This window comes from Sphingopyxis granuli (genome assembly GCF_001559015.1).
Taxonomy (GTDB): domain Bacteria; phylum Pseudomonadota; class Alphaproteobacteria; order Sphingomonadales; family Sphingomonadaceae; genus Sphingopyxis; species Sphingopyxis granuli.
This window is the reverse complement of the sequence record NZ_CP012199.1, coordinates 2,221,747-2,247,777: the sequence shown is the minus strand read 5'-3', so window position 1 is coordinate 2,247,777 and position 26,031 is coordinate 2,221,747. Positions and strand designations below refer to the sequence as shown.

Sequence of the window (26,031 nt, the reverse complement as noted above, 5' to 3'; positions counted from 1 at the left end):
TCACCGCACGGCCGAGTCGGACGGGCGACTGCTGACGAGCGACCACAGCACGCCCCCGGCGATCAGCGCGACGGTAACTCCCAGGCTCGCCAGCGGCGGGAATTTCGCGCTGCCGAGCAGGAAATCGGCCACGAATATCTTCGACCCGATGAAGACGAGCACCAGCGCCAGCGCATATTTCAGATAGTGGAATCGATGCACCATCGCCGCGAGCGCGAAATAGAGCGCGCGCAGGCCGAGGATCGCCATGATGTTCGAGGTATAGACGATGAAGGTGTCGGTCGTGATCGCGAAGATCGCGGGCACGCTGTCGACCGCGAACACCAGATCGGCGAGGTTGATGACGACGAGCGCAAGGAACAGCGGCGTCGCCGCCAGCACGACCTTCCCCGTCTTCGCGTCGGGCACGCGCACGAAGAATTTCTCGCCATGCAGCTCCGCGGTGATCGGCATGCGGCGCGACAGCCAGCGCACGACGGGATTGCCCGCGACGTCCATCGGCTTGTCGCTCGCGAACAGCATCCTGATACCGGTGAAGATCAGGAAGGCGGCGAAGACGTAGAGCAGCCAGCCATATTCGGCGACCAGCGCCGCACCGCCCGCGATCATCAGGCCGCGCAGCACGATCACCGCGACGATTCCCCACAATAGCGCGCGATACTGATAGCGCGCCGGAATCGCGAAGGTCGCGAAGATCAGCGAGATGACGAAGATATTGTCGATCGACAGCGCTTTTTCGATGAAGAAGCCGGTATAATATTGAAGGCCCGCATCGCCGCCCTTTTCGACCCAGATCCAGGCGCCGAACGCGAGCGCGATGCCGATGTAGAGCGCGGAGAGCTTCAGGCTTTCCGCAATGCCCATCTCCTTGTTCTCCTTGTGCAACACGCCAAGGTCGAAAGCCGTGAGGGCGATGACGAGGCCGAGAAAGGCCAGCCAGAACCAGGCCGGGGTTCCCAGCCAGTCGGTGAAGAGAAATTCCATGATGACGATCCCTGGACAGACGAAACGCGCCGCCGAAAGCAGCGCGTTTCGCCTTCATTGCCGGATTCAGCGGGCGCGAACGGGGCACCGCATCAGCGATGCGAGGCGGTCCTTGACCGCCAGCTTCAGCTTCTTGAGCCGCAGCACGCGAAACGGATCGCTGCCGCGGCGGCGCGCCTCGCGCCGGACGGCTTCGTCGAGCCGCCGGTGCAACGCGGTCAAGTGAAAGATATGGGGATTCACAGACATATGGCCTCCTGATTGAGCGAACTCAAAACAGGCGACGCCGATGCCGGGACCTGGATCAGGGGGGAGAATTGGCCGCCGTGCATCGGTGTCACCCGATGCGGTCCGACATCACGTGGCGGGATGTTGATCCCGCCGACGCCAGAGGGGCCCGGCCCGCATTCCCGCTACATAGGAACGGCGGCCGGGCTTTTCAATCCCGGCTGCCGGGTTTGTTTCCTTCGAGGCGAATTCCCTGTTCCCGGAATCCGATGACTTTGGATTGACCCACTGCGTCGTTGCGACCCCGGTTCCTCCCTTTCGTCACCCTGAACTTGTTTCAGGGTCCATGGTCTGCCCTCGAATGAAAGGCGGCGCAAAAGGGAAGCTCCGGCCATGGATGCTGAAACAAGTTCAGCATGACGAACGGATAAGGCAGCCCGCCGAACGCCGAATCCCCAGATCATAAAGCCTGCGAGGATTCATCGAGGGTTGATAACGGCGGCCGCGAAACATGACGGCATATTATCCTTCAGGCAAACGAGCTGTTCCCCGGCGAAAGCCGGGGTCCATGCGAAACAGCGCTGTGCCATCTGGACCCCGGCTTTCGCCGGGGAGCAGCTCCTTGTCGAAAAGGGATAATTGCCAAATATGATCAACCCTTCGGCATCAGCTTCATCGCCATCGACGCCAACGCCTCGGTCGCGGTGGAGATGACCGCGGGAGCATCGGGTGCCCAGAAAGGAGAATGGAGGCTCGGCAGCGTCCGGCCTTCCTTCTTCGCGGCGTCATATTCGGCCTGCGGAACGCCGCCGACCCACAGGATCAAGCTCTTGATCGTCTTGTCCTCGCGGCCATAGCGGCTGAAATCCTCCCCGCCCATCACCGGCGGCATCTGCACGACGCGCTGGTCGCCGAAGCGGGTCTTCAGGAAGGCCGCCATCTCTTCGGTGAACTCGGGCGTGTTGAAGACCGACGGCGTATATTCGTCCTTTGCGACGCTGATCGTCGGCATCCTGTCTTCCGGCATGCCCGCCGCGATCGCTTCGCCCTTCGCGATGCGCGCGATGCCGTCGAGCAGTTGCGTGCGCACCTCGTCGGTATAGCTGCGCACGGTCAGTTGCAGCTTCGCCTCGTCGGGGATGATATTGTGCTTGGCGCCGGCGTGGAAGCTGCCGACGGTGACGACGCCGCTGTCGAGCGGGCTGATCTCGCGCGCGACGAGCGTCTGGAGCGCGGTGACGATGCGGCTGGCGAGCACGATCGGGTCCTTGGTCGCCTGCGGATAGGCGCCATGACCGCCGAGCCCCTTCACCGTGACGTCGACGCTGTCGACATTGGCGAGCGCATAGCCCGGCGTATAGCCGATCATGCCCGCGGGAAACTGCGCCGCGTCGTGAAAGGCGATCGCATATTCGGGCTTGGGAAAACGGGTGTAGAGCCCGTCCGCCAGCATCATTCGCGCACCCGCGCCGCGCTCCTCGGCGGGCTGGCCGATCATCACCAGCGTCCCCGACCACTGCCCCTTGTTCGCCGCCATCAGCCGTGCGACGCCGATCCATGCGGTCATGTGCGTGTCGTGGCCGCAGGCGTGCATGACGCCGGTCTCGACGCCTTCCTTGGTCGTCACGCGCACCGTCGACGCGCCGGGAAGGCCGGTCTGCTCGGTGACGGGAAGCCCGTCCATGTCGGCGCGGACGAGCACCACCGGGCCGGGGCCGTTCTTCATCACCGCGACGATGCCGGTTCCGCCGACCTTCTCGGTCACCGTGAAGCCCAGCTTGCGCGCCTCGGCGGCCAGGATGCCCGCCGAGCGGACCTCCATGAAGCTGAGTTCGGGATGCGCGTGCAGATCCTTGTAGATGTCCATCAGCGAGGGCATCTGCTTCTGCACCTGGTCGCCCAGCGACTGCGCCGCCACCGGCGCCGCCAAGCCGAGCGCGAGCGCCGCGGCGCCCAGTCCCAAAATCCGCCCGCTGATCTTCATTATCGCTCCCCTGTTTTCAAATCATCCGTTTGCCGGCACCAGCTCGATCACGTCGAGCAGCGATTCATAGGCGGGCGCCGGCAGCACCAGCCGCCAGCGATTGTCGGCGATCCGTTCGATCAGCCCCGCCATGTCGCGCATCCGGTCGCTGCCGTAATTGACCGGGATCTTCTCATCCCCCAGCACCAGCGTGCCGAGGAATATCTGGCGCTTGAGATTGTCGGGAAAGATCAGGCCGACCGGCCGCTGCGACCCCGTCAGCTTGGTCAGGCTGGCGAGTTCCTGCTCGTCCGACACGCGGCAACGGAACCAGTCATAGGCGATGAAGCCGATCGCACCGCGTCCCTGCGTGCCCAGCTTGATCGTGCGGCAGCGATACTCGCCCGCGGGCAGGTGCGGATTGGGCAGCGCCGCCGTCGGTTGCAGCAATACGCCTTCGCGCTCGACATCGGCGCCATAGCCCTTTGCCCGCGCGTCGGCGAGCGCCGCGGTCCAGCTCGAATACCAGCCGCGGATGCGCGCCTTGTCCTGGTCGGTCGCGGTGGCGCGCCAGGTGCCCGCGGCCTCCGCCGGCGCGGCGTCGGCCGCCGAGGGCGGCATCGCCGGCACGGTCCGGCATCCGGCGAGCCCCAGCCCCGCCGCGCATGTCAAATATAGAAAGGTGCGACCCCACATCGTCCGTCTCTCCTGGTCCGGTTCACCGTTAACCTTAGGAGCGGATGACGCAATGCTCAAGGACGCAGCGCGCCGCAGGCAGGATCGCCCAGCGTCAGGCGGCGGTCCAGCCGCCGTCGACGCTCAGGTTCGCACCGGTGATGTTCGCCGCCTCGTCGCGGGTCAGGAAGGCGGCAAGCGCCGCGACCTGCTCGACCGTCACGAACTGCTTGGTCGGCTGCCCCGCGAGCAGAACGTCGTTGATCACCTGTTCGCGCGTCATGTTTCGCGCCTTCATCGTGTCGGGAATCTGATTCTCGACCAGCGGCGTCCAGACATAGCCCGGGCTGATGCAATTGGCGGTGATCCCCGCGTCGGCGACCTCGATCGCGACCGTCTTGGTCAGCCCGGCGAGCCCGTGTTTCGCGGCGACATAGGCCGATTTGAACGGCGAGGCGACGAGCGAATGCGCCGAGGCGGTGCCGATGATGCGGCCCCATCCCTTCTTGCGCATCCCCGGCACGGCGTGGCGGATGGTGTGGAAGGCCGACGACAGGTTGAGCGCGAGGATCAGGTCCCATTTCTCGACCGGGAAATCCTCGACCGGCGACACGAACTGGGTGCCGGCATTGTTCACGAGGATGTCGACTCCGCCCATGTCGCTGTCGGCGCGCTCGAACATTTCCGCGATCGCGTCGGGCCTGGTGAGGTCGGCGCCGTCATAGGCCGCCTTGCCGCCGTTCAGCGCGGCGAGCGCCGCGCGCTCGGCCTCGATCGCGCCTTCGTCGCCGAAACCGTTGATGATGATGTCCGCGCCCGCCGCGGCGAGCGCCTTGGCGATGCCGAGTCCGATGCCGGAGGTCGAGCCGGTGACGAGGGCGGTCTTGCCTTTGAGATGCATGGAATCAGTCCTTTTTCTCGGGAGGGGATGGGGAAACGGCATGCGCCGATCTGGGCTGCAGGCCGCCAGCTTCGACGGCGAAACTGTCCGACCGCCCTTCGGCGATGCTTTCGGCGAGCAGGTGCCCGTCCTTCAGCGACGCCTCGACCGCTGCGCGGCCCAGCGCCCAGTTGGCGTCCATCGTCGCGCGCGAGAATTCGAAGTCGCGCGCGCCCGTCTGCCATGCCGGCGGCTGGTGGATGAGCTGGACGACGTTCAGCGCCTTGCAGTCGACCATGCGCTCGACCGCCTTCACCTCGGGCAGCGCGCGCATCTCCTCGGGCAATTTGTCGAGCATCCGGGCGATCAGCCGATGTTCCTTGCGCCGCCGGACCAGCCCGTCCGAAATGCGGCGGGTGCGACTGGAAAAGCGGATATCCTTCTCGCGCGACCAGGCTTCCTCCAGATCGTGCGGGCGCGGGCCGCGCGCCGGGAACAGGTCGACCTGGAACACCAGCATCGCCTCGTCCGCGCTTTCGACGACATGTTCGAGCGGGGTGTTCGAAACGAGCCCGCCGTCCCAATACCAGGTGCCGTCGATCTCGACCGGCGGCAGGCCCGGCGGCAGCGCGCCGGACGCGAGGATATGGCGCGCGTCGATGCGGTCGGTGCGCGTGTCGAAATAGCGGAAATTGCCCGTTTCCACCGCGACCGCGCCGACCGACAGGCGCACCTTGCCGTCGTTGACGCGGTCCCAGTCGACGAGGCGGTCGAGCGTCTCGACCAGCGGGGCCGTGTCGTAGAAGCTGATCGCGGCGGGCGTCTGCGGCGCGGCGAACATCGGCGGCGGGATGCGCGGCGTGAAGAAGCCCGGAACGCCGAAGGCCGCGACCTGTCCGGCCGCCGCCCAATGCGCCCATTCGCGCGCCAGATCATTGTCGGCCACCGGCAGGACGGGCAGCGCCGACGACACGCCTTCCCAGAACTCCCGCATCTTCCCGACCGCCGCGTCGCGTGGATTGCCGGCGATGATCGCGGCGTTGATCGCGCCGATCGATATGCCCGCGACCCAGTCGAGCTCGACGCCGAGATCGATCAGCGCCTCGTAGACCCCGGCCTGAAAGGCGCCGAGCGCTCCGCCGCCCTGCAGGACCAGCACGACGAGGTCGGGCAAGGGCAAGGCGGCTCGGGCGGCGCGGCGGGGCATGGACTCGAAGCGATCCTTTCGGGGGGCGGGACGGCCGGAGCCGTTGGTGCACCGCAGCAACGCCCTTGGCAAGAGCCGGTTCCCGCGCGAAGCCTCTTCCAATTGCCCCCCGCCGCTGCCACAAACGGGCAACAGGTATTTTTCAACAGCGGAGAGCCATATGCGCCTCGACGATTACGACCCCGGCGACGATATCCGCGACCTCGGTCGCGGGGGCGGCGGGTTCGGCGGCGGCGGCGGTGGCGGCATGGGCGGGCTTCTGTTCGGCCTCCTGCCGATGCTGCTCGGGCGCAAGATGGGTTGCGGCACGATCCTGCTGATCGGCGTGCTTGCCTTCGTCTTTCTTGGCCCCGGTTCGCAAATGCTGAGCATGGGTGGCGGCACAGCCGACCCGATGGCTGACAGTCGTGGTGCGCAACAAGGCGTCGCCTGCGACACGGCCGCGGAGCGCTTTGCATGCCAGGTATTCAGTTCGACCAACCGCTTCTGGGAAAGCCAGATCAGCGGATATCGCGCGCCCGGCTTGCGCTTCTACACCGACCAGAACAGTTCGGGCTGCGGCGCGGCACAGGCGGCGATGGGACCTTTCTATTGCCCCGCCGATCATGGCATCTATCTCGACACCAGCTTTTTCAACGAATTGAAGACGAAGTTCGGCGCGGCCGGCGATGCTGCGCAAGCCTATGTCGTCGCGCACGAAGTCGGGCATCATATTCAGACGATCACCGGCACATCGGATCAGGTTCGCCGCGCGCAGGCCCGTGCCTCGCAGGCGGAAGGAAACGCGCTTCAAGTCCGCATGGAGTTACAGGCCGACTGCTACGCCGGCGTGTGGGCCTCACAGGCGCGGACGAAAGACGGCCAGACCGTGATGGAGCCGGGTGATATGGAGGAAGCGATGACCGCTGCCAACGCGATCGGCGACGATACGCTGATGCGCTCGGCGGGTCAGCGGCCAGTACCCGAAAGCTTCACCCACGGAACCAGCGAGCAACGCATGCGCTGGCTGCGCCGGGGGCTGGAGACCGGTGATCCGCGCCAGTGCGACACGTTCGGCGCCACCGCGATCTGATTGCATCTCCCTCCCCTTGCGGCCCCGGCGCCGATTGCCCATATCGCGCCGCATGACCGATCCTCACGCACATCGTGCCGCGCCCTGGCACGGGACCACCATCCTGTCGGCACGCACCCCGGAAAAGGTCGTCGTCATCGGCGACGGCCAGGTTTCCATGGGCCAGACGGTGATGAAGCCCAACGCCCGAAAGGTCCGCCGCCTGCACGACGGCAGCGTCATCGGCGGCTTCGCGGGGGCGACGGCCGATGCGTTCACGCTGTTCGAGCGGCTCGAGGCGAAGCTCGAACGCCATCACGGCCAGCTGCTGCGCGCCGCGGTCGAACTCGCCAAGGACTGGCGCACCGACAAATATCTGCGCAATCTGGAGGCGATGATGATCGTCGCCGACAAGGAGGTGACGCTCGTCATCACCGGCAACGGCGACGTGCTGGAACCGCAGAGCGGCATCGCGGCGATCGGGTCGGGCGGCAATTACGCGCTGTCGGCGGCGCGCGCGCTTGTCGATTACGAAAAGGACCCCGAGGTGCTGGCAAAGAAAGCGATGAAGATCGCCGCCGAGATCTGCGTCTACACCAACGACCAGACCACCCTCGAAACCATCGACATCCAGGCATAATCGACCATGAACAAGGATCTGACCCCGAAGGCGATCGTCGCCGCGCTCGACACGCATATCATCGGCCAGGATGCCGCGAAGCGCGCGGTCGCCGTCGCGCTGCGCAACCGCTGGCGCCGCCAGCAGCTCGCGCCCGAGCTGCGCGACGAGGTAAGCCCCAAGAATATCCTGATGATCGGCCCGACCGGATGCGGCAAAACCGAGATTTCGCGCCGTCTCGCCAAGCTCGCGGACGCGCCCTTCATCAAGGTCGAGGCGACCAAGTTTACCGAGGTCGGATACGTCGGCCGCGACGTCGAGCAGATCGCGCGCGACCTGGTCGAGGAAGCGGTGCGGCTGGAGAAGGACCGCCGCCGAGAGGCGGTACGCGCGGCGGCCGAAGAGGCGGCGATGGAGCGACTGCTCGATGCGCTGACCGGCAAGGGCGCCAGCGAGGCGACGCGCCAGAGCTTCCGCCAGCGCATCCGCGAAGGCCACCTCGATGACAGCGAGGTCGAGATCGAGGTCGCCGACACCCCGAATATGCCGTTCGAGCTTCCCGGCCAGCCGGGGCAGATGAGCATGATCAACCTGTCCGACATGCTGGGCAAGGCGATGGGCGGCCTGCCGAAGAAGCGCCGCAAGCTGACCGTGCTGGAGGCCGCGACGCGGCTGATCGAGGAGGAGCAGGACAAGCGGCTCGACCAGGACGACGTCGCGCGCGTCGCACTGGCCGATGCGGAGGCGAACGGCATCGTCTTTCTCGACGAGATCGACAAGATTGCGGTAAGCGACGTGCGCGGCGGCTCTATCAGCCGCGAAGGTGTGCAGCGCGACCTGTTGCCGCTGATCGAAGGTACGACGGTCGCCACCAAATATGGTCCGATGAAGACCGACCATGTCCTGTTCATCGCTTCTGGCGCCTTTCACGTCGCGAAACCTAGCGACCTGCTACCCGAACTCCAGGGCCGCCTGCCGATCCGCGTCGAACTGGGCGCGCTCGGCGAGGAGGATTTCGTCCGCATCCTGACCGAGACCAAGGCCGGCCTGCCCGAGCAATATTCGGCACTGATCGCGACCGAGGGCGTGACGCTGACCTTCACGCCCGATGCGATCGCGCGCGTCGCGCGGCTCGCGGCGGACGTCAACGAGAAGGTCGAGAATATCGGCGCCCGCCGCCTCCAGACGATCATGGAACGGCTCGTCGAGGAGGTGAGCTTCACCGCCGAGGACCGGACGGGCACGACGCTCTCCATCGACGCCGCCTATGTTGACCGGCAGCTTGCCGACGTCGTCGGCGACACCGACCTCAGCAAATATGTGCTCTGATCGCCTGCCCCTCGGGCCGCACCTTACCTGCATGCCTGCCGCCTACGTTTCGCCGAACTTCATTTGACTTTCGCGCATCGCCAATGCGATGAACGGCGCCACGGTCAAACCGGGTTGCACCGACCGGCACGGAGACAGCAATGGCAGAGGAAGAGGTCGCCACGCAGGGCGAACTGGCGATCACGCGCACCGGCGACCGGCTGCGGCTGGCGCGGGAGGCGGCGGGATTGTCGCTCGCCGACGTCGCGACGCGCACGCGCATCACACAGCGGCATCTTCAAGCCATAGAGAAATCCGAATTTTCGGAGCTGCCGGGGCGCACTTATGTCACGGGCTTCGCGCGCGCCTATGCCCGCGCGGTCGACCTGCCCGAAACCGAGATCGCCGCCGACATCCGCCGCGAACTTGACGAGGATCAATATGGCGCCCGGCCGATTTACGAGGCTTACGAACCGACCGACCCCGCCCGCCTGCCGACCGCGCGGCTGGCGTGGACGCTGGTGATCGTCGCCGCCGTGCTCGTTTCGGCCTATGGCGTATGGCGCTTCCTGTCGGTCGAGCCCGACGAGGCGCTGGTCGCAGCGCAGAATCGCGATGCCGACGCATCCGAAGCTCCCGCGGCCGCAACCGCGCCGGTCGTAGCGGGCAAGACCGCCGCCGACGGCGCCGTTCCCGCCGACGCGCCGATCGTGCTCACCGGCATTTCGGAGGTATGGATTGGGTTCGACGATGCAAACGGCAAGACCGAGAACTGGCGCACGCTCGATCCCGGCGAGACCTACCAGGTGCCCTCTGCCTATATTGAGCAGTTCACGCTGCGCACCAGCCGTCCGCAGGCGCTCAAGGTGACCGTCGGCGGGCGCGACATCGGGTCGCTCGGCGCCGCCGACACGCTGGTCAAGAGCATCTCGCTCAAGCCCGCCGACCTTCTGGCGCGGGCCGAGGGCGGCGCCACAGCACCGGCGCCGAAGGCTTCGCCGCGGCGCTGAATTCCACAACAATCGGGCCGATCGGAACTGCGGTGCACCGAAATGGGTTTGCGCCGCCGCCCCGTGCCGCGTTATGGACGCCAAACAAGGTTAATTGGTGGGGGCCTATCGGCAGATGAAGATGCGTCATATCTCTTTTCTCGCAACCGCCGCGATCACGCTTTCGGCTTCGGTGCCGGCGCTCGCGCAGGATGCCGGAATCGACAAGCGGGTCGAACGGCTCGAGAAGGAAATGCGCGCCGTCCAGCGGTCGGTGTTCCCGGGCGGCAGCCCAGCCTTCTTCGAGGGCGAGATCGCACCCGACAACACGCCGGGCGAACGGGTCAAGAGCAGCGCACCGGTGATCGACCTGACCGCGCGCGTCGATGCGCTCGAAGCGCAACTCCAGACGCTGACCGGACAAACCGAGCAGAACGCCTTCCAACTTCGCGAACTCGAAAAGAAATTCAACGCCTACAAGGCCGAAACGGACAAGCGCCTCGCAGCACCCGAAGCGTCCGAGGTAACGGGCACACCTGCCAGCCTGGCTCCCACGGTCAAGCCGCCCGCGACGGTCGCGACCACCGCCGCAGCGACGCCGGCGAAGAAGCCGGCAACGACCAAGCCCGCAGCCACCACACCCGACGCCACACGGCTTGCGCTGGTCAAGAAGGTCGAGATTCCCGCGACCGGCAACGAGGTCGAGGACAGCTACAATTACGGCTATCGCCTGTGGGAGGCGAAGCTCTACCCCGAGGCCGAAGCACAGTTGAAGCAGGTGGTCACGAAATGGCCGAATCACCGACTTGCGAGCTACGCGCAGAACCTCCTCGGCCGCGCCTATCTCGATGAAGGCAAGCCAAGCCTCGCCGCGGTCGCTTTCTATAATAATTACAAGGATCGGCCGAGCGGCGCCCGCGCACCGCACAGTCTGATGTACATGGGGGTAGCGCTCGAGAAACTGGGACGGAAGGCCGACGCGTGCAAGGCGTTCCGCGAGCTCGACGAAGTCTATGGAGACAAGGCGCCAAAGGATGTCCGCGATGATGCAGCTGCCGCCAAAGCAAAAACTGGTTGCTGACGCGGACGCGGTCGAGCGTTTCGCGTCGGACCTGGCGCTCGTCGCAGGGCCCGACTGGCATCGGCGTCACTATGGCGTCGCGGTTTCGGGCGGGCCCGACAGCATGGCGCTGCTCTGGCTTGCGACCTCGCTGCTGCCGGGACAAGTCGACGCCGCAACGGTCGATCACGGGTTGCGCCGCGAATCCGCGGACGAGGCGCGCATGGTCGCGGGCTTCTGCGCGCGCGAGCATGTTCCGCACGCGACGCTGCGCCCTCCCGCCCCGATCCGCGGTTCGTTGCAGGCCGCGGCGCGCGCCGAACGCTATCGGCTGCTCGACGCGTGGCGCAAGGCGAACGGCATCGATTTTCTGCTGACCGCGCACCACGCCGACGACCAGTTGGAAACGATCATCATGCGGCTCAACCGCAGCAGCGGGGTCGGCGGGCTGGCGGCGATCCGCGCGCGCAACGGCGCGGTGCTGCGCCCGCTGCTGGGCTGGCGCCGCGCCGAACTGGCGCATGTCGCGCTGAACGCCGATCTGCCGTTCGTCGAGGATTCGACCAACGCCGATACGCGTTTCGACCGCGCGCGCCTGCGCCGGGCGCTGGCCTCGCAGACCATCATCGACGCCGACGCCGCCGCGCGATCGGCACGCTGGCTGGCGGAAGCCGATGAGGCGCTCGACTGGGCGGTCAGGGCCGCGATCGGGTGCTGGCCCGACGCCGACGACATCGCGATCATCCGCGACCGCGCCTATCCGCCCGAACTGTTCCGGCGCATTGTCGAACAGCGGCTGAAGGCGAACGACCCACGGCTCGGGCTGCGCGGCATCACCCTCGACGGGGTGATCGCGGCGATGCGCGCGGGTCGGCGGGCGATGGTCGGCAGCCTGCTGATCGACGCCATTGCGACCGACGAGCATCGCGCCTGGCGCATTTCCACGGCGCCCCGCCGCAAAACGCGCCGCTGAACGCCGCTTTACGCTAGGCGACAATAGGACCGATTGGCTCATTGTCATTTAACGCCATGCTCCTATCTTAGGAAGCTGATCGTATCGCGCCGACCATGGATACAGATTCTGGCCGTTGGCGCGATTCTGCCATCGATGTGATTTTGGAAAGATTCCGCATGCAGGACGACAAGGAACCGCAGGGCAACCCCTGGATGAAGAGCGTGATGATCTGGAGCGGCATCCTGCTCGCCATGCTCCTTGTCGCCTCAATGTTCGGCGGCGCCGCACAGCCCGCGGGAAGCCCGCTCGCCTATTCCGATTTCCGGCAGAAGGTGCAGGAAGGCGCCGTCAAGGAGGTCGTGCTGTCCGAGGATCGGGTGACAGGCACGATGTCGAACGGCGACCGCTTCACCGCCAATGTCGTGCGCGATCCCGACCTGCTCAAGATGCTCAACGAGAATGGCGTCAAATATGACGGCAAGCCGCAGGAAGTGCCGAATTTCTGGATGTATCTGCTCGTCCAGTCGCTGCCCTTCCTGCTGATCCTCGCTGTCGCTTTCTTCGTCTTCCGCCAGGTGCAGAAGAACAACGGGTCGGGTGCGATGGGCTTCGGCAAGTCGCGCGCCAAGATGCTTACCGAAAAGCAGGGCCGCGTCACCTTCGACGACGTCGCCGGCATCGACGAGGCGCGCGAGGAACTGCAGGAGATCGTCGAGTTCCTGAAGAACCCGAGCAAATTCTCGAAGCTCGGCGGCCAGATTCCGAAGGGCGCGTTGCTCGTCGGCTCGCCCGGCACCGGCAAGACGCTGCTCGCCCGCGCGATCGCGGGCGAGGCGGGCGTCCCCTTCTTCACCATTTCGGGCTCGGACTTCGTCGAGATGTTCGTCGGCGTCGGCGCCAGCCGCGTGCGCGATATGTTCGAGCAAGCGAAGCGCAACGCACCGTGCATCGTCTTCATCGACGAGATCGACGCGGTTGGCCGCCATCGCGGCGCGGGCCTTGGCAACGGCAACGACGAGCGCGAGCAGACTCTGAACCAGCTCCTCGTCGAGATGGACGGGTTCGAGGCGAACGAAGGCATCATCATCGTCGCCGCGACCAACCGCCCCGACGTGCTCGACCCCGCCCTCCTCCGTCCGGGCCGCTTCGACCGCCAGGTCGTCGTGCCGCGCCCCGACATCGAGGGTCGCCACAAGATTCTGGAAGTCCACACGCGCAAGAAGCCACTGGCGCCCGACGTCGACCTGCGCCGGATCGCGCGCGGCACCCCCGGATTCTCGGGCGCCGACCTCGCCAACCTCGCCAACGAGGCGGCGCTGCTCGCCGCGCGCAAGGGCAAGCGCCTGATCGCCAGCGACGAGTTCGAGGAAGCCAAGGACAAGGTGCTGATGGGCGCGGAACGCCGCTCGATGGTGATGACCGAGGACGAGAAGAAGGCGACCGCCTATCACGAGGCCGGCCATGCGTTGGTGTCGCTGCACGTCGAAGGCAACGATCCGCTGCACAAGGTGACGATCATCCCGCGCGGCCGCGCGCTGGGCGTGACGTGGAACCTGCCCGAGCGCGACCGCTATTCGCAGAACATGAAGCAGATGAAGGCGCGGCTCGCGCTCTGCTTCGGCGGCCGCATCGCCGAACAGCTCATCTATGGCAAGGACGAGCTCAACACCGGCGCGTCGAACGACATCCAGCAGGCGACCGACATGGCGCGCGCGATGGTGATGGAATATGGCATGTCCGAAAAGCTCGGCTGGCTGCGCTATCGCGACAATCAGGACGAGGTGTTCCTGGGCCACAGCGTGTCGCGGGCGCAGAACATGTCGGAAGAGACCGCGAAGCTGATCGACAGCGAGGTCCGCCGCCTCGTCGAGGAAGGCGAGACGACCGCGCGGCAGGTGCTGACCGATCATCTCGACGAACTGCACCTGCTCGCGGGGGCGCTGCTCGAATATGAGACGCTGTCGGGTGAGGAAGCGCGCCGGGCGATCAAGGGCGAGGACATAGGCCGCGAGAATGACGAGGGCCGCCCTGGCACGCCGATCCAGGGTCACGCCGGTTCGCTGCCGCAGATCAAGCGCAAGCCGCGCCCCTTCGGCGACGCCAATCCGCAGGGCGCCTGATCCCTGATCGGGGGCGTTCGGTAAATGATGTCGGGGTGCAGCGAGTGATCCGGAGGCAAAGCGCACGCGCGGCGGTCGCCTTGGGTACCGCCGCGTTGCTGTGCGGCATGGCACCCGGCGACATGAGCGTCGCGGCCTTTCTGGCGCGCGCCAACAATCTGATGCGACTCGGCCCTCTCGCGCTCGCCACCCCCGAAGCGGGCGCGCTCAAGGGCGAGGTGATCGCTGCCGGCAAGCGCTACAAGGCGCGGATCGACGCCGAACGCCGGGCGGGGCGCAAGACGACGAGTTGCCCTCCCGCTTCGGGCACGCTGACGCCCGAGGAATGGCTCGCACATCTGCGCACCTACCCGCCGCAGACGCGCAAGTCGGTAAGCGTCTATGCCGCCTTCGACGGCCTGATGAAGAAGCGCTATCCGTGCCCCGCCTGATGCGCCATGATACGGACACGATGACTCGGGGCATTCACGGAGAAAAAGGGGGCAGCGTGGCGGGACCGGACGGACCGGCCACGCTCTTCGCCATATCATGACGATTTACTGCGACGAATCGGGCGGGCTCAACGCCGGCGCGATGACCTTTGCCGCGGTGATGCTCACCCCCGAGGCGGCGGCGGCGATCCACGCGCGCTTTCGTGCGGTCACGGGCCTGCGCGGCGAACTGAAGGGCAGCCGGATCAGCCTGACCGAGCGTGCCTATCTGCTCGAACTGTTCGATCGTGCCGGTGGACGCGCCTGGGTCGCGGTCGCTGAGCGCGAGCGGCTGTTGCCGAATGCCAACGGCACCCCGCTGAGCGACCTCGCCCTTTACGCGGCGCTGCTCGACAGCGCGGTCGGCCACTGGCTGCCCGAAACGGGCGGCGTGTGCACCGATGTGGTGATCGACGACGGCCGCTACGACCCCGCGATCCTGACGCGCGTGCGCGACACGATCCAGACCGGGCTCGGTCACTGGGGCCGCGCGTCGCTTGCGGACAGCCGGCGGTCCGACGGCGTGCAGATCGCCGACGTGGTCGCGAACAGCCTCTACAACATCACCGCCCGGTCGCAGCGGGCGCACCGCATCGGCATCATCCTCGAACCCTTGCTCGCCTCGCGCGCGATCCGCGTCGCCGAGCTGACCCGGCTGCCATGATCCAATAGCGCAACGAAAAAGGGCCCCGGTTTCCCGGAGCCCCTTTCGATGCGTCGGACGCGGCGCTTATTCAAAATCGCCACCGCCGCCGGCGGGGCTGCGCGGCGGCGCGGCGGCCGTCAGGCGCAGTGCTTCGGCCGAGCGCGCGATCGAGCTGATCTCATCGGGCGTATCGTCATCGTCGACGACCACCTTCTGCAACGTGCCGACGAGCGAGTCCTTGAGGTCGACGGGACGCACGGTCTGCTCGGCGATCTCGCGCAACGCGACGACGGGATTCTTGTCGCGGTCGCGGTCGATCGTCAGCTCCGAACCGCCCGAAATCTCGCGCGCGCGGTGTGCGGACAGCAGGACCAGATCGAAACGGTTGGGAACTTTGTCGACGCAATCCTCGACGGTAACGCGGGCCATGTTGTTTCCTTGGATTGAGGAGAGGCCAGCCGGAGAGGCGTGGCGGCAAGCGCTGCGCGCTAGCAGGGAGCCGACAAAATGTCAATCGAGCGCGGTGTGGGGGGCGGTAGAGTTCAAGGCGCCCGGTCCACCGCCCCGCCCCGCACGGCCTGCCCGTATCGCAGGTCAATCCGCTCGCGATACCGGCTGTTGCAAGGAAGAGAAGCCGGGGCGCGCCGTTTCGTATGAATCGGGCTGCCGGAATCAACGCGATCTTGGGACGCGGCTCCGGATACCAAGTGAATCGCAGCGGTTCCGCGAGATAGGCCTCCACGGGCGTTCCCGCGTCGATCCTGGCGCTTGTGCCGTGAATGAAGAAACCACCCAGCGCCGACGCAAACAACATCGTGCCGACCGACAGCGCCGTGCCGCTCTTGCCCTCGTCATAGGATGTTCCCGTAAGGCGCACGGGACCGCTCGGCGTTTCCGCATAAAGCAGTCGGATCTCAAGTTTTCCCTTTTTGCCGACATGACCGTTACGCTGCGCCCGCGACACCTCGGCAACGACAGGCGCACCGATCGGGACGATGATCTGTCCGCGGAAACTGACGCTTTCGGCCACCTCCAGATACACGCGATCGCCGGGCTTGTTGTCCTTGGTCGAAATTTGCGTGCGCGTTTTCAACATCAGTGGCGTTCCCATCGGCAGATAGTAACGCTTGGCCTCCCCGAGCGGCTGCGTCTCGGGCACGGGCCAATGGAATACCGTCTGCGCCTGCGCCGTCCCATGTACCATGAATGCCGCGATGACCGCAGCGGCTTTCCAATTCCTCGTCTCACCCTCCATCGGTCAAACTGCGAATCGAATAAGCCGCAAAGGTTAACAAAAGGATCAATACTCCGTGGACTGATAGTCACCTATCCCGTGACTGGAGCGGATGGATCCCTATTTGGACATCTTGGGCAAGCGCATTCGCGCTCGCAGGCGCGAGCTAGGCATGTCGCAGGAAGGCCTTGCCCACGAAGCGGGGCTTGATCGCAGCTATGTCGGGCGAATCGAGCGCGGCGAGCATAATCTGACCTTCGTGGCGCTCATCAGGCTATGCCGGGCCATGAAGTGCGATGTAGCCACGCTGACGGTCGGCCTGCCGCTGGGCTACGGACAGGAAGACTGAGGCATCGGCAGCGTAGCGCCTTGTGGTCGCGGCCCTCTTGCGCGGAGGCGCCTGCAGCCTATGTCCGGGCGATGACCGAAGCGGCCGATCAAAGCCCGATGCCGGAGCAACTGACCGCGGACGTCGCGGGCCATCGGCTCGAACTGCTCTTCTCGGGCAGCGAGCGCCGCGAGCGACTGCACGACCTGATCGCGGGGGCGGTGCGGAACATCGACCTGGTCATGTATATCTTCGCCGACGATTCCGCCGGACGCGCGATGGTCGTGGACCTGACCGCCGCCGCCCGGCGCGGGGTTCGGGTGCGCGCCGTGATCGACAGCTTCGGATCGGCGACGACGCCCGACACTCTGTTCGCGCCGCTGCGCGCGGCGGGGGGCGAGGTAACCTTCTTCTCGCGGCGCTGGCGGTCAAGCTATCTGATCCGCAATCACCAGAAGCTGATCCTGATCGACGATGCCATCGCGGTCACCGGCGGATTCAACATCGCCGACACCTATCTGGACGAGCCGCACCGCGATTGCTGGTTCGACCTCGGCCTGATCGTAAAGGGGGCCAGCGTTGTCCAGGTGGCGAGGTGGTTCGAGCGGCTTCACGCCTATACCTTGCACCACGACGGCAAGTTGCTGATGCTGCGACGCCTGATCCGCACATGGCCGCAGCGGGAAGGCCCCATATCCTGGCTGGTCGGCGGCCCGACGCAGCGTCTGTCGCCATGGGCGCGCGCAGTGCGCAGCGACCTGGAAGGCGCGGCGCGACTCGACATGGCGATGGCCTATTTCTCGCCGGGACGAGGCATGCTGCGGCGGCTGGGACGCGTCGCGCGACAGGGGCGTGCGCGCTTCGTCATGGCCGGGCGGTCGGACAATGCCGCGACGATCGGCGCGTCGCGGCTGCTCTACGGCTATCTGTTGCGTCGGCGAGCCGAAGTCTGGGAATATCAGCCGTGCCGGCTGCACATAAAGCTGATCGTAATCGACAATGTCGTCTACATCGGATCGGCCAATTTCGACATCCGCAGCCTGTTCCTGAATGTCGAGATCATGGTGCGGATCGCCGATGCCGAGTTCGCGGCGCGCATGCGCGACTTCCTGGCGGGCCTCGAACCTAATTGCGCGATCGTTACCCGGTCGTCGCACAAGGTGCGCGCCGGGTGGCTGACGCGGCTGCGCTGGACGCTCGCCTGGTTCGTGGTCGGCATCGTCGACTATACGGTATCGCGGCGGCTGAATTTCGGTCTCGCCGATCCCGACCCCGATATCTGAAAGGGTCAGTCCTTCCAGCCCCAGAAGAGGAAGCAGGGCGGGACGTTGACCCATTCGAAGGCATTGTCGATGCGCCTGAAATGCGTGGCGAGGAAATCGCGCGCGCGGGCGCGGAACTGATAGACGAGGAAAGCGCCTCCGGGGCGGAGGACGCGGTGCGTCGCGGCGGCGATCGCCGGACCGACCCCGGCGGGCAGCGTCGAGAAGGGCAGGCCCGACAGGACGTAATCGGCCTGGTCGAAGCCGTGCGCCGCGATGATGGCCTCGACATCGGCGGCCGACCCATGCACCGCGATGAAGCGGCTGTCGCGGATGTCCTTGCGCAGATAGGCGATGAAATCCTCGTTGGTGTCGATCGCGATCAGCGTCGCGTCGCCCGGCATCCGCTCGAGGATCGGACGACAGAAGGTGCCGACGCCGGGGCCGTATTCGACGAACAGCTTCGTGTTCTTCCAGTCGACGGGCCGCAGCATGTGGCGGATCAGCGTCGGCGACGACGGCACGATCGAACCCACCATGACCGGATGCTTGATGAAGCCTCGGATAAACATGCCCCACGGGCCGAATACGCGCTTGAGCCGCTCGCGAATCCGGCTGAGCGGCGCGATCTTCGATTCATGGGCCTGCGCCCTGGGGTTGGTCATGATGGCTTTCGCATTGTTAGGGTCGGAAATTGCGTGGCAAAGTTGAAGCCGCGGCGCAAGGAAAGAGTCTGGCCCGATGCTGGACAGCGCGCGCTTCGCGTGTAGGGAGAGGCAGGCTTGCGACGAAAGGAGGCGAACATGACGGCGATAGCGCGTTCGATTCCCGCCGACCGCATGGCCGTGCTTTTCGCCATCATGCTTGTCGCCGCGGCCGGCAATACCGCGATGCAGTCGATCTTGCCGGCGATCGGCGCCAAGCTGCATATCCCCGACGTGTGGGTCAGTCTCGCCTTCAGTTGGTCGGCGCTGCTGTGGGTGATGACCGCGCCGCACTGGGCGCGCCAGTCGGACAAACGCGGGCGTCGGGCGCTGATGGCGCTCGGCATCGTCGGCTTCCTCGCCTCGATGGCGCTGTGCGGACTCGCGCTGTGGGCCGGGCTGAGCGGCGCGATCGCGGCGAGCACGACCTTCATCCTCTTCGCGCTGTTCCGCAGCCTTTACGGCGGGCTCGGTTCGGCCTCGCCGCCCGCGGTGCAGGCCTATGTCGCCGCACGCACCGATGCCGAGGAGCGCACGCAGGCACTGTCGCTCGTCTCCTCCTCATTCGGGCTCGGCACCGTGATCGGACCAGCGATCGCGCCCTTCTTCATCCTGCCCTTCGTCGGACTCGCGGGGCCATTGCTCGTTTTCGCGCTCATCGGCCTGATCGTGCTGGTGATGCTACGCTGGCGCCTGCCCAACGACACGCCGCGATTCGCCGCGCGCGGCGCGATCGCGCCCTACCCGCTATCCGCCGGCCCGGCCGAGCCGACGGCGGAGGACGAGAACGACCGCGATCCCTCGACGCAAAAGGCGCTGGGCTGGCGCGATCTGCGCGTGCGGCCCTGGCTGCTCGCCGGCTTCTTCGGCGGCCAGGCGCAGGCGATGATGCTGGGGGTCATCGGCTTCCTGATCCTCGACCGGCTGCACCTGCGCCTCAAGCCCGACGAGGGCGCCGCGATCACCGGTATCGTGCTGATGGCCGGCGCCTTCGCGACGCTGCTCGCGCAATGGGGGCTGATCCCGCTGCTGAAGATGACGCCGCGCACCACCGTCCTATACGGCGCGGCGCTCGGTGCGGCAGGCATCCTGCTGACCGGGCTGGCGCAGGATCTGCACGCGATCGTCATCGGCTTCGCCCTCGCCTCGCTCGGCTTCGGGCTGTTCCGGCCCGGTTTCACGGCGGGGGCTTCGCTCTCGGTATCACGCCGTGATCAGGGCAGCGTCGCCGGCATGACCGCGTCGATCAATGGGTCGGCCTACATCGTCTCACCCGCGGTCGGCGTACTGCTCTACAACTGGCACGCGATGGTGTCCTATGGCCTGATGGCGATGTTCTGCGGCTGGCTGGTGCTGTGGGGCTGGTCCGCCCTCCAGCAGGAGGACCAGCCCTAGGACTGAATCAATCCTTTGCTTCTGCTTCGCCCCCGTGCTTCTGCTCGCGGACCGGCTTGAGCATGCCCGGCGCGAAGAAGCCGATCGGATCGACGCTCATCGCCTGCTGCTTGATCTCGCCCTGGATCTTTTCATAATCGCGCTCCATGGCCTCGGTGACCGAGGCACGCGTATCCTTCAGCGCGGCCTCGAAATCGGCCATCGTCACGATGTCACTGTCGAGTGAGCGCTTGAGCGCCGCAAGTCCCGCGCGGCGCACCAGATCCTCGAGGTCCGCGCCGGTGAAGCGCTCGGTCCGCTCGGCGAGCGCATCGAGCGAGACATCGTCCGCGAGCGGCATCCGGCCGGTATGGATTTCCAGGATGCGTAGCCGCCCCTCGGCATTGGGAACCGAGACATAGATCAGTTCGTCGAGCCGCCCCGGACGTAGCAGCGCCGGGTCGATCAGGGTCGGGCGATTGGTCGCGCCGATGACGACGACCGACTGCATCTCCTCTATCCCGTCCATCTCGGCTAGGATCGTGTTGACGACGCGTTCGGTCACCTGCGGCTCGCCCGCTCCGCCGCCGCGCGCGGGAACCAAGCTGTCGAGCTCGTCGATGAAGACGATCGTCGGCGCCACCGCCCGCGCCCGCGCGAACAATCGCGCGATCTGCTGCTCGCTCTCACCATACCATTTGGACAGGAGGTCGGACGACTTGATCGCAATGAAGTTCGCGTCCGATTCGCGCGCCGCGGCCTTGGCGAGCAGCGTCTTGCCGGTGCCCGGCGGGCCATAGAGCAGGAAGCCTTTGGCCGGGCGGATGCCGAGCCGGCGGAACGCCTCGGGATGCTTGAGCGGCAGTTCAATGCCCTCGATCATCTTGTCGCGCGCGGCGTCGAGGCCGCCGATATCGCTCCAACGCGTCCGGGGCGCCTGCACCATCACCTCGCGCATCGCCGACGGTTGCACGCGTTTCAACGCGTTCAGGAAATCGTCGCGCGTCACCCGCACCTCTTCCAGCACCTCGGGCGGGATCGTCCCGTCCTCAAGGTTTAGCTTGGGCATGATGCGCCGCACCGCCTCGATCGCCGCCTCGCGGGTCAGCGCCGCCATATCGGCGCCGACGAAACCGAAAGTCGTGCGCGCGAGTTCGTCGAGGTCGACATCCTCGCCCAGCGGCATACCGCGAGTGTGGATGCCCAATATCTCGCGCCGCCCCTTCTCGTCGGGAACGCCGATCACGATCTCGCGGTCGAAGCGGCCGGGACGGCGCAGCGCCTCGTCGATCGCATCGGGACGATTGGTCGCCGCGATGACCACGAGGTTCGTCCGCGGTTCGAGCCCGTCCATCAGCGTCAGAAGCTGCGCGACGATCCGCTTCTCGGCCTCGCCCGTCACCTGCCCGCGCTTCGGCGCGATCGAATCGATCTCGTCGATGAACAGGATCGACGGCGCCGCCTTGGTCGCCTGCTCGAAGATCTCGCGCAGCCGCTTTTCGGACTCGCCATAGGCGCTGCCCATGATCTCCGGGCCGTTGATCAGGAAGAATTGCGCGTCGCTTTCATTCGCAACCGCGCGCGCCAGCCGCGTCTTGCCGGTACCCGGCGGCCCGTGGAGCAGCACCCCGCGCGGCGGATCGACGCCCAGCCGCCGGAACAGTTCGGGATATCGCAGCGGCAGTTCGACCATCTCGCGAAGCTGGTCGATCGTCTCGCCGAGCCCGCCGAGGTCGTCATAGGTGACGTCGGTGCGGCGCGCATCCTGCGGCTCCTGATATTCGGAGAGCAGTTCGACTTCGGTGTTTTCGTCGATGAAGACGACGCCTTTCGGGGTCGCCGACACGACGAGCAGGCGTACCTCGGCCAGCGCATAGGCGGGCGCGTTGAGCATCTGGCGGAGCTGCGGCGGCATGTCGCCCGAAGGCAGGCGCTGCTGCCCCGCGGTCGCCACCGTGTCGCCGGCAACGAGCGGACGCCCGAAAAAGCTGCGCTTGAGCGCCATCGCCGATCCCTGAAGCCGCAGATTCTCCTGCGCCGGGGCAAAGACGACGCGCGTTGCCGGACGCATCTCCACCCGGCTCAGCATCACCATGTCGCCGGCACCAGCACCCGCATTGGCGCGCTGCAGGCCGTCGAGGCGGATCACCTCCAACCCCTCGTCCTCGGGATAGGGCGCGACAATCCGCGACACGGTATCGCGCTTGCCGCTGATTTGCACGACATCGCCCTCGGTCACGCCCAGCGCGGCCATCGCGGACCGCGGAATGCGCGCGATTCCTGCGCCGCTTTCTTCCGCGCGCAGCGTCGCAACCTGCAACTTGACCTGCTTTTCCTTCACCGGTGCGTCGGCCAATACCCGTCTCCCGCAAAATGGTCAGAACGGGAAAGATAGGAGGATCGTTCCCCGATTTCACCCCCCGCGGCGGAACGATCGATGACGCGCCGCACAAAATTCTGGCAAGCTTGCCAAGGCCATGCCATCAGCGCCGTCAGGAGACGATGATGCAACGCCTTCCCCCCCTCAGCAGCATGGAGGCCTTTCTGGAGGTCGCGCGCCACGGCACGGTGAAGGCCGCCGCGAGCGAGCTGGGCCTGTCGATGCCGGCGCTGTCGCGGCGTATCCAGACGCTCGAGCATGCGGTCGGTCGCCCGCTGTTCAATCGGCATCATCACGGCCTGAAGCTCACCGAAACCGGGCGGCAGTTGCAGGATCAACTCGGCCCGATCCTCGATGATCTGCGGTCGGTGCTCGTCCGCGCCGGCAGCCCCGAAGCTTCGCTGCGCCTGCATCTCAACGTCCTTCCGCTCTTTGCGCAGCAGCGGCTGTTCCCGCGGCTGCCCGCGCTGCGCCAGCAGCATCCCGAACTGCATATCGACATCGACACCATGTCGCATGGCGAGGCGCGGCTGGGCGAAGGGATAGATGCGGCGATCGCTCTGGCGCGCGCGATCGACCCAGCCCTCTACGCGGCCCGGCTCGATCAGAACAAGGTGTTCCCCATCGCATCGCGGGCGCTGACCGACGGCGACCGCCCGATCACGGTGCCCGAACAGCTTCAGCGGATGACCATCCTGCTGCACCGCGAGATGCCCGAAACTTTCAGCGAATGGCGGCAGGCGATCGGCATGCCCTATCTGGAACCGGCGGGGGTCGATTTCTTCGATTCGGGCCCGCTGATTCTGGAAGCCGCGGCGCAGGGGATCGGCGTCGCCTTCATGCACGCCCATCACTTCGACGACGCGCAGGACCCGCGGCTCGTGCGCCTGTTCGATTTCGACGTCGACAGCAGCTACAGCTATTGGTTCGTCTGCCGGCCCCGCGCGTTGCGCCAGCCCGCCGTGAAGCTGTTCCACGACTGGCTGCTGGCGACGAAAATCTGAAAAAGATGGTGCTGCTGGACAGGATTGAACTGTCGACCTCTCCCTTACCAAGGGAGTGCTCTACCACTGAGCTACAGCAGCGCCGGCCGGCCGCGGCGGCGACGTCGCGGGGCAGGCGCGGCCTATGGCGGGGCGTCCCGCGCCTGTCAAGCTGCGAGGCTTGACGTCGTGCGGATTTCGCGGGCATGGCCGGTGCATGAGTCAGCCGCCCTCCCCCACCGACCTCGAACGCGAGCGCCGTCTGGCCGAAGCGCTGCGCGCCAATCTGCGCAAGCGCAAGGCAAAGGCACGCGAGGCGAAGGCCGAAAGCCCGGCTAAAGACTGACGGTCACGGTTACCGCATCGCCCTCGGCCAGATCTTCGGCCTTTCGCACCGCAGCCTTGACCGGCAACAGCCAGCCACCGCTTTCGCGATGCGGAAAGACTGACGTTTTCCAGCACGTATCGCCGATCGTCACAAATACTTTGCCGATCCGAATCCGCGGCGCCCGTCCAGCCATTGCCCGCCGAGCGCCGCCAGCCTGATGCCATCGGCCGCCTCGCCCACGATCGTAAGGAAATGCCAGGCGGCAGTTCCCGTCGCGGATTGCCAGCGCCACAGCGGCACGGTGACGGTGAAATCTTCCATGCTACCTATTTCTGGGCAGCAGGGCGGATCGGAACCGGGATATTGCAGATGTCGGCGCCGCCCGCCGGCCGGATGAAAAAGGCATCGCGGCGATTGGCGCGCGCGTCGGCATAGCGCGCGAAGCTTTCGCTCTCGGTCGACAGATATTCGAACCGCGGTCGCTGGGCTGCGGGCAGATCGCTGGCGAGCCGGATCGACAGGATCGGCACGCGCTCATCCGCCCGCTCATAGACGCCCAGCGGGCCCGTCCCGCGCGGCAGGCTCGACAGATGCTCGATCCCGCTCACGACGCGTCCGACGAGCGCGATGTTGCGGTCGAGATGGCGGGGCGCGTGGCCGATCACCGTATAGAGTTCGGCGCCGGAGCCCGTATCTGGCGACATATTGCGACCGACACCGACCATGGCGTAGCAATGGACGGGCCATATCTCGCCATTCTCACCGTGTGCGATGGGCCATCCCCAAAGCGCTTGGCTTGAGGCATAGGGATCGGCGATCACCGGCGCCGAAACGTGCATAGCCCGCGCGGCGGACCAATCCGCGGCCGTTTTCGCGTCCACGACATATGCGCTCTCCGGCACGGCCGTCAGCCCTTCCGGCAGCGGTTTCGCTTCGGTCGGATCGCCCCATTGCGCGACATAATTGTCCTGCACGCGGGTGACGGCGGTGCCGTCCCACCAATGCGCGGCGGCGAGCTTGCGGATATTGTCGATCCATCCCTGGCTGAACGGCGCGGGCATAAGTTGGATGATGACGCGCCGCGGCTGCCCCTTCGCATCGGAGGCCAGGTCCATCACGAGCAGGTCCGTGGGCGCGATGGCGATCCACGATTCGTCCGGAGCGGCCGCCACGATCTCGCCCGGCGACGGCGGTTCCGCCTGCTGGGCGTGCGACGGAATGGCGAGCGAGGCGGCGACTGCGGCCAGGAACAGATGTCTCATCGGGCCTGTCTGCCACGTCCATGCGACTTGCGAAAGCCTTGCCAACCGATTAGGGGCGCTCGTCCAAGGCATGCGGAGCGGTGGCCGAGTGGTCGAAGGCGCTCGCCTGGAAAGTGAGTATACGGCAAAACCGTATCGAGGGTTCGAATCCCTCCCGCTCCGCCATTTTCTGCCGAATCTAATCCCATAGTGCGACGTGCCGGGGCGACCGCACAGCCCGTCGGCCGCTTTTTTTCTTGCGATGTTCTCTTTTTGTTCGTATTATGAGACTATGCAGATGGCGTTTAGCTTCTGGGCTACAGAAGATATGGAGTGGGTGCGGGATCGGTTAAGATGCCGCTTTGGCCGCCCTGCTGAACCGGTCCGTGTGCGAACGCCCGTCGGCCAGCTGGTGAAGTCGATGATCAGCGGTCGCACACGCGACGCCGTCTCGTTGGGCGCCTATCACCGCCTCGTCAAGATCTATCCCGAATGGTTCAGCATCGCACGAGCGACGACCGCTGAGGTCGAGAAAGTCATCGGTGATGTGACCTTTCCTGATGTAAAGGCGCAATACCTTCGTGATGCCTTGACCTCCGTCGCCGCAGATCGCCCTGATTTCGACCTGACGTTTCTCGGCGCGCTGGACGTAGAGAGCGCGCTCGCGTGGCTGGAACGTTTGCCGGGTGTCGGCCGAAAGGTTTCGGCGTCCACCCTCAACTTCAGCACGTTGCGCATGCCGGCCTTCGTAGTGGACACGCATATATTGAAGATCATGCGTCGATTCGGGTTCGTTCGAGGCAAGGCCGACACGCGGACCGTCTATGATCTGACCATGACGGCATTGTCCGACTGGTGTGCGACCGATCTTGCGGAACTCCATGTGTTGATCAAACGCCTGGGTCAGACGGTCTGCCGTGCCGATCGCGCCGATTGTCGAAGCTGCCCGATCGGCCGGCGCTGCCGGGCTGCCGCTTTCGGAATCCGAAACTCCCTCCAGAAATAGAAGCGCTTGCGACTTCGAAACCGCAAGCGCTTCATT

Annotated in this window: 27 protein-coding genes and 2 tRNA genes; 16 read left to right on the top strand and 13 right to left on the bottom strand. The window is 66.0% G+C overall.

The window, feature by feature from the left end:
- From SGRAN_RS10370 to SGRAN_RS10345, 6 genes are all read right to left on the bottom strand, one after another.
- Nucleotides 1-984 (bottom strand): TerC family protein, encoded by a 984-nt coding sequence (locus tag SGRAN_RS10370; protein ID WP_067183343.1) that lies wholly within the window; start codon nt 982-984, stop codon nt 1-3.
- A 66-nt stretch (nt 985-1,050) separates the two neighbouring features.
- Nucleotides 1,051-1,233, bottom strand: a complete 183-nt coding sequence (locus tag SGRAN_RS10365) for a DUF465 domain-containing protein (RefSeq protein ID WP_067183340.1) — start codon at nt 1,231-1,233, stop codon at nt 1,051-1,053.
- A 631-nt stretch (nt 1,234-1,864) separates the two neighbouring features.
- Nucleotides 1,865-3,196, bottom strand: a complete 1,332-nt coding sequence (locus SGRAN_RS10360) for an amidohydrolase (RefSeq protein WP_067183337.1) — start codon at nt 3,194-3,196, stop codon at nt 1,865-1,867.
- A gap of 21 nt (nt 3,197-3,217) precedes the next feature.
- The gene (locus SGRAN_RS10355) at nt 3,218-3,871 is read right to left on the bottom strand and encodes a DUF4893 domain-containing protein (RefSeq protein WP_067110844.1); all 654 of its coding nucleotides are present in this window, start codon (nt 3,869-3,871) and stop codon (nt 3,218-3,220) included.
- A gap of 94 nt (nt 3,872-3,965) precedes the next feature.
- The gene (locus SGRAN_RS10350; protein WP_067183334.1) at nt 3,966-4,751 is read right to left on the bottom strand and encodes a 3-hydroxybutyrate dehydrogenase; all 786 of its coding nucleotides are present in this window, start codon (nt 4,749-4,751) and stop codon (nt 3,966-3,968) included.
- Nucleotides 4,752-4,755: 4 nt separating this feature from the next.
- A complete protein-coding gene (locus SGRAN_RS10345; protein ID WP_067183330.1) occupies nt 4,756-5,937 on the bottom strand; it encodes a patatin-like phospholipase family protein in 1,182 nt (393 codons plus the stop codon).
- 160 nt (nt 5,938-6,097) lie between these two features.
- On the opposite strand from SGRAN_RS10345, the gene ypfJ reads away from it, so the two are divergent.
- From ypfJ to SGRAN_RS10300, 9 genes are all read left to right on the top strand, one after another.
- Complete coding sequence (gene ypfJ, locus SGRAN_RS10340) at nt 6,098-7,009, top strand: KPN_02809 family neutral zinc metallopeptidase (protein ID WP_067183326.1); 912 nt, start codon at nt 6,098-6,100, stop codon at nt 7,007-7,009.
- Nucleotides 7,010-7,061: 52 nt separating this feature from the next.
- Complete coding sequence (gene hslV, locus SGRAN_RS10335; RefSeq protein ID WP_067183324.1) at nt 7,062-7,628, top strand: ATP-dependent protease subunit HslV; 567 nt, start codon at nt 7,062-7,064, stop codon at nt 7,626-7,628.
- A 6-nt stretch (nt 7,629-7,634) separates the two neighbouring features.
- The gene (gene hslU, locus SGRAN_RS10330) at nt 7,635-8,936 is read left to right on the top strand and encodes an ATP-dependent protease ATPase subunit HslU (protein WP_067183321.1); all 1,302 of its coding nucleotides are present in this window, start codon (nt 7,635-7,637) and stop codon (nt 8,934-8,936) included.
- Nucleotides 8,937-9,076: 140 nt separating this feature from the next.
- Nucleotides 9,077-9,925, top strand: a complete 849-nt coding sequence (locus tag SGRAN_RS10325) for a helix-turn-helix domain-containing protein (RefSeq protein WP_067183318.1) — start codon at nt 9,077-9,079, stop codon at nt 9,923-9,925.
- A gap of 115 nt (nt 9,926-10,040) precedes the next feature.
- On the top strand, nt 10,041-10,985 hold the full coding sequence (locus tag SGRAN_RS10320) for a YbgF trimerization domain-containing protein (protein ID WP_067187025.1): 945 nt from the start codon (nt 10,041-10,043) through the stop codon (nt 10,983-10,985).
- Nucleotides 10,948-11,937: a tRNA lysidine(34) synthetase TilS gene (gene tilS / locus SGRAN_RS10315; RefSeq protein ID WP_067183316.1), complete on the top strand. Its 990-nt coding sequence runs from the start codon at nt 10,948-10,950 to the stop codon at nt 11,935-11,937. Before SGRAN_RS10320 ends, tilS begins: the two co-directional genes overlap by 38 nt.
- 158 nt (nt 11,938-12,095) lie before the next feature.
- Entirely contained in the window at nt 12,096-14,039 is a 1,944-nt protein-coding gene (ftsH, locus tag SGRAN_RS10310; RefSeq protein ID WP_067183313.1) for an ATP-dependent zinc metalloprotease FtsH, read from the top strand.
- Between the two features lie 80 nt (nt 14,040-14,119).
- Nucleotides 14,120-14,470 carry a hypothetical protein gene (locus SGRAN_RS10305; RefSeq protein ID WP_237234008.1) on the top strand — a complete coding sequence of 117 codons (351 nt, stop codon included), beginning with the start codon at nt 14,120-14,122 and terminating at the stop codon, nt 14,468-14,470.
- A 97-nt stretch (nt 14,471-14,567) separates the two neighbouring features.
- Nucleotides 14,568-15,173 carry a DUF3800 domain-containing protein gene (locus SGRAN_RS10300; protein ID WP_067183308.1) on the top strand — a complete coding sequence of 202 codons (606 nt, stop codon included), beginning with the start codon at nt 14,568-14,570 and terminating at the stop codon, nt 15,171-15,173.
- A 66-nt stretch (nt 15,174-15,239) separates the two neighbouring features.
- Here SGRAN_RS10300 and rpoZ read toward each other — a convergent pair whose 3' ends face one another.
- Nucleotides 15,240-15,584, bottom strand: coding sequence for a DNA-directed RNA polymerase subunit omega (rpoZ, locus tag SGRAN_RS10295; RefSeq protein ID WP_067110812.1), 345 nt, complete (start codon nt 15,582-15,584; stop codon nt 15,240-15,242).
- A gap of 929 nt (nt 15,585-16,513) precedes the next feature.
- On the opposite strand from rpoZ, the gene SGRAN_RS10290 reads away from it, so the two are divergent.
- On the top strand, nt 16,514-16,738 hold the full coding sequence (locus SGRAN_RS10290; RefSeq protein WP_210434223.1) for a helix-turn-helix domain-containing protein: 225 nt from the start codon (nt 16,514-16,516) through the stop codon (nt 16,736-16,738).
- 71 nt (nt 16,739-16,809) lie between these two features.
- A complete protein-coding gene (locus SGRAN_RS10285) occupies nt 16,810-18,000 on the top strand; it encodes a phospholipase D-like domain-containing protein (RefSeq protein ID WP_067183303.1) in 1,191 nt (396 codons plus the stop codon).
- Nucleotides 18,001-18,005: 5 nt separating this feature from the next.
- On the opposite strand, the gene SGRAN_RS10280 is transcribed toward SGRAN_RS10285, so the two are convergent.
- A complete protein-coding gene (locus SGRAN_RS10280; protein WP_067183300.1) occupies nt 18,006-18,644 on the bottom strand; it encodes a class I SAM-dependent methyltransferase in 639 nt (212 codons plus the stop codon).
- Nucleotides 18,645-18,782: 138 nt separating this feature from the next.
- Between SGRAN_RS10280 and SGRAN_RS10275 the strand changes: the two genes are divergently transcribed.
- Nucleotides 18,783-20,078, top strand: coding sequence for an MFS transporter (locus SGRAN_RS10275; RefSeq protein WP_067183297.1), 1,296 nt, complete (start codon nt 18,783-18,785; stop codon nt 20,076-20,078).
- 7 nt (nt 20,079-20,085) lie between these two features.
- Here the strand turns inward: SGRAN_RS10275 and SGRAN_RS10270 are convergent, their stop codons facing one another.
- Nucleotides 20,086-22,413: a CDC48 family AAA ATPase gene (locus tag SGRAN_RS10270; RefSeq protein ID WP_067183295.1), complete on the bottom strand. Its 2,328-nt coding sequence runs from the start codon at nt 22,411-22,413 to the stop codon at nt 20,086-20,088.
- Between the two features lie 149 nt (nt 22,414-22,562).
- Here SGRAN_RS10270 and SGRAN_RS10265 point away from each other — a divergent pair, with 149 nt between their 5' ends.
- Nucleotides 22,563-23,441 carry a LysR substrate-binding domain-containing protein gene (locus SGRAN_RS10265; RefSeq protein ID WP_067187024.1) on the top strand — a complete coding sequence of 293 codons (879 nt, stop codon included), beginning with the start codon at nt 22,563-22,565 and terminating at the stop codon, nt 23,439-23,441.
- 6 nt (nt 23,442-23,447) lie between these two features.
- Here SGRAN_RS10265 and SGRAN_RS10260 read toward each other — a convergent pair.
- A tRNA-Thr gene (locus SGRAN_RS10260) sits at nt 23,448-23,522 on the bottom strand.
- Between the two features lie 115 nt (nt 23,523-23,637).
- Here SGRAN_RS10260 and SGRAN_RS23145 point away from each other — a divergent pair.
- Complete coding sequence (locus SGRAN_RS23145; RefSeq protein WP_311880700.1) at nt 23,638-23,766, top strand: hypothetical protein; 129 nt, start codon at nt 23,638-23,640, stop codon at nt 23,764-23,766.
- On the opposite strand, the gene SGRAN_RS23000 is transcribed toward SGRAN_RS23145, so the two are convergent.
- Genes SGRAN_RS23000 through SGRAN_RS10250 form a run of 3 tightly spaced genes read right to left on the bottom strand, consistent with a single transcriptional unit; the run spans nt 23,756 to nt 25,010 of the window.
- A complete protein-coding gene (locus tag SGRAN_RS23000; RefSeq protein ID WP_237234007.1) occupies nt 23,756-23,899 on the bottom strand; it encodes a DUF1905 domain-containing protein in 144 nt (47 codons plus the stop codon). The two genes, SGRAN_RS23145 and SGRAN_RS23000, sit on opposite strands and share 11 nt — an antisense overlap.
- Nucleotides 23,896-24,069 (bottom strand): hypothetical protein, encoded by a 174-nt coding sequence (locus SGRAN_RS22995; protein WP_237234006.1) that lies wholly within the window; start codon nt 24,067-24,069, stop codon nt 23,896-23,898. Before SGRAN_RS22995 ends, SGRAN_RS23000 begins: the two co-directional genes overlap by 4 nt.
- Before the next feature lie 5 nt (nt 24,070-24,074).
- A complete protein-coding gene (locus SGRAN_RS10250) occupies nt 24,075-25,010 on the bottom strand; it encodes a peptidylprolyl isomerase (protein WP_067183292.1) in 936 nt (311 codons plus the stop codon).
- A 74-nt stretch (nt 25,011-25,084) separates the two neighbouring features.
- On the opposite strand from SGRAN_RS10250, the gene SGRAN_RS10245 reads away from it, so the two are divergent.
- Nucleotides 25,085-25,175 (top strand) — tRNA-Ser (locus SGRAN_RS10245).
- Between the two features lie 106 nt (nt 25,176-25,281).
- Entirely contained in the window at nt 25,282-25,995 is a 714-nt protein-coding gene (locus SGRAN_RS10240) for an endonuclease III domain-containing protein (RefSeq protein WP_067183289.1), read from the top strand.
- Nucleotides 25,996-26,031: the final 36 nt, after the last annotated feature.

Bases quoted from the DNA above. Each gene is read 5' to 3' on its own strand.
- SGRAN_RS10370 (WP_067183343.1), bottom strand. From the start codon at position 984: ATGGAATTTCTCTTCACCGACTGGCTGGGAACCCCGGCCTGGTTCTGG.
- SGRAN_RS10365 (WP_067183340.1), bottom strand. From the start codon at position 1,233: ATGTCTGTGAATCCCCATATCTTTCACTTGACCGCGTTGCACCGGCGG.
- SGRAN_RS10360 (WP_067183337.1), bottom strand. From the start codon at position 3,196: ATGAAGATCAGCGGGCGGATTTTGGGACTGGGCGCCGCGGCGCTCGCG.
- SGRAN_RS10355 (WP_067110844.1), bottom strand. From the start codon at position 3,871: ATGTGGGGTCGCACCTTTCTATATTTGACATGCGCGGCGGGGCTGGGG.
- SGRAN_RS10350 (WP_067183334.1), bottom strand. From the start codon at position 4,751: ATGCATCTCAAAGGCAAGACCGCCCTCGTCACCGGCTCGACCTCCGGC.
- SGRAN_RS10345 (WP_067183330.1), bottom strand. From the start codon at position 5,937: ATGCCCCGCCGCGCCGCCCGAGCCGCCTTGCCCTTGCCCGACCTCGTC.
- ypfJ (WP_067183326.1), top strand. From the start codon at position 6,098: ATGCGCCTCGACGATTACGACCCCGGCGACGATATCCGCGACCTCGGT.
- hslV (WP_067183324.1), top strand. From the start codon at position 7,062: ATGACCGATCCTCACGCACATCGTGCCGCGCCCTGGCACGGGACCACC.
- hslU (WP_067183321.1), top strand. From the start codon at position 7,635: ATGAACAAGGATCTGACCCCGAAGGCGATCGTCGCCGCGCTCGACACG.
- SGRAN_RS10325 (WP_067183318.1), top strand. From the start codon at position 9,077: ATGGCAGAGGAAGAGGTCGCCACGCAGGGCGAACTGGCGATCACGCGC.
- SGRAN_RS10320 (WP_067187025.1), top strand. From the start codon at position 10,041: ATGAAGATGCGTCATATCTCTTTTCTCGCAACCGCCGCGATCACGCTT.
- tilS (WP_067183316.1), top strand. From the start codon at position 10,948: ATGATGCAGCTGCCGCCAAAGCAAAAACTGGTTGCTGACGCGGACGCG.
- ftsH (WP_067183313.1), top strand. From the start codon at position 12,096: ATGCAGGACGACAAGGAACCGCAGGGCAACCCCTGGATGAAGAGCGTG.
- SGRAN_RS10300 (WP_067183308.1), top strand. From the start codon at position 14,568: ATGACGATTTACTGCGACGAATCGGGCGGGCTCAACGCCGGCGCGATG.
- rpoZ (WP_067110812.1), bottom strand. From the start codon at position 15,584: ATGGCCCGCGTTACCGTCGAGGATTGCGTCGACAAAGTTCCCAACCGT.
- SGRAN_RS10285 (WP_067183303.1), top strand. From the start codon at position 16,810: ATGACCGAAGCGGCCGATCAAAGCCCGATGCCGGAGCAACTGACCGCG.
- SGRAN_RS10280 (WP_067183300.1), bottom strand. From the start codon at position 18,644: ATGACCAACCCCAGGGCGCAGGCCCATGAATCGAAGATCGCGCCGCTC.
- SGRAN_RS10275 (WP_067183297.1), top strand. From the start codon at position 18,783: ATGACGGCGATAGCGCGTTCGATTCCCGCCGACCGCATGGCCGTGCTT.
- SGRAN_RS10265 (WP_067187024.1), top strand. From the start codon at position 22,563: ATGCAACGCCTTCCCCCCCTCAGCAGCATGGAGGCCTTTCTGGAGGTC.
- SGRAN_RS23145 (WP_311880700.1), top strand. From the start codon at position 23,638: ATGAGTCAGCCGCCCTCCCCCACCGACCTCGAACGCGAGCGCCGTCTG.
- SGRAN_RS22995 (WP_237234006.1), bottom strand. From the start codon at position 24,069: ATGGAAGATTTCACCGTCACCGTGCCGCTGTGGCGCTGGCAATCCGCG.
- SGRAN_RS10250 (WP_067183292.1), bottom strand. From the start codon at position 25,010: ATGAGACATCTGTTCCTGGCCGCAGTCGCCGCCTCGCTCGCCATTCCG.
- SGRAN_RS10240 (WP_067183289.1), top strand. From the start codon at position 25,282: ATGCAGATGGCGTTTAGCTTCTGGGCTACAGAAGATATGGAGTGGGTG.